This window comes from Streptomyces sp. NPDC050564 (assembly GCF_044457265.1).
Taxonomy (GTDB): domain Bacteria; phylum Actinomycetota; class Actinomycetes; order Streptomycetales; family Streptomycetaceae; genus Streptomyces.
Genome location: NZ_JBITGS010000122.1, coordinates 1 through 1,314, shown reverse-complemented (window position 1 = coordinate 1,314; position 1,314 = coordinate 1). Strand labels below are relative to the sequence as shown.

1 protein-coding gene is annotated in these 1,314 nt (G+C 69.1%); it reads right to left on the bottom strand.

The annotated features are described in order from the left end of the window. Positions 1-1,243, bottom strand: a 1,243-nt coding sequence (locus tag ACIBK0_RS51940; RefSeq protein WP_399097561.1) for an ISL3 family transposase, incomplete at its 3' end; no start/stop codon positions are given. Positions 1,244-1,314 lie beyond the last annotated feature (71 nt).

The following is a 1,314-nucleotide window of genomic DNA, read 5'->3' as shown; positions in this document are numbered from 1 at the left end:
GGTCGGGATTGCGGGTGATCCAGCCGGTCACCTTGCGCACCCCCGGCGGGCGTGGTGGCGGTGTGGTGTCGGCCGGCAGACGGCGGAAGCGTTGGAGGTAGTCGCGGACGACGGAGTAGGAGCCGGTGAAGCCGCGCTCACGGAGTTCGGCGTGGAGCTTGGCGCCGCTGGTGTGGCCCTCGTGCCACCGCTGGTGCAGGTAGGGCTTGTAGGGGTCCAGGGTGCTGGGGAGGTTCTGCCAGCGGCCGGCGGCCAGTTCCTCCCAGGTAACGGCGCGGGCATAGCGGCGGATGGTGTTGCGGGACAGTTCCAGGCGGCGGGCGATGGCCCGGATGTTGAGGCGCTGGCCGATCAGATCGTGCACGGCGGTGTGGTGCTGCTGGACCCGCTCGGTCAGCCGGCTCGAGTGGGAGAGCGGTGGGTGCAGGATTTCAGGGGGTGACTCCGGGGCGGGGGCCGGTTCGCGAAGGCAGGAACTGTGCTTGCTGACCAGGGACTTCACGGCCTCGGCGAGGTTATGCCAGAGGTGCCACAAGTCGGCGACCTGGGCGGCGTCGGGGGCGCCGGCGCGAGCGCCGTCCGCGAAGGCGCCACCACGGTCGCGGCAGATGATCTCCACTCCGGGGTGGTCGGTGAGCCAGGCCGCGAACGTCGCCGACTCCCGGTCGGCCAGCAGGTCGATGGGGGCGTGGGTCTCGCAGTCGACCAGCACGGTGCCGTATTTGTGGCCCTTGCGGGTAGCGAATTCATCGACCCCGAGCACCCGCGGTGTCTGTGCGTACGGATCGGCCAGGTCCATGGCCAGGCTCAGCAGAGTGGTGTCGCTGACCGGAGCCGACAACCGGGCCGCCAGGCGTTCACCGGCGCGGCCCGCCAAGGCCACCGCGATCGCGCCCAACAGGCCCGTGAGCTGCGGAGTCCGCCGACCGTAACGCACGGTCAGCCCATCAACCTGCTCGGCGAACGTCACTCTCGCGCAGCCCGGGTTGTCGCAGAACAGGCGCCCGATGGTCAACGTGATGGACACCCGCCGGCCGCCGACTGCGTCGTCGGCGAGCCGACGCTCGTAGCCGCTGTGCCGACGTCTCGACAGAACCTCGCAGTCCGGGCACGACACTGAGATCGTCGATGCCGTACTCGCCACGATCCGTAACAGACCGCCCTCTGCCACCACTTGCTCCACCAACACCCCGCCGAGGTGCGGAAACACCGTCTTCAGCAACTCCCCACACTGACCGAACATCCCGCCATTCGTGACAGAGCGTCACCGGCGCACGGAAGCAAGACCGGCTTCACGGAAATCTTGGAAGAGCC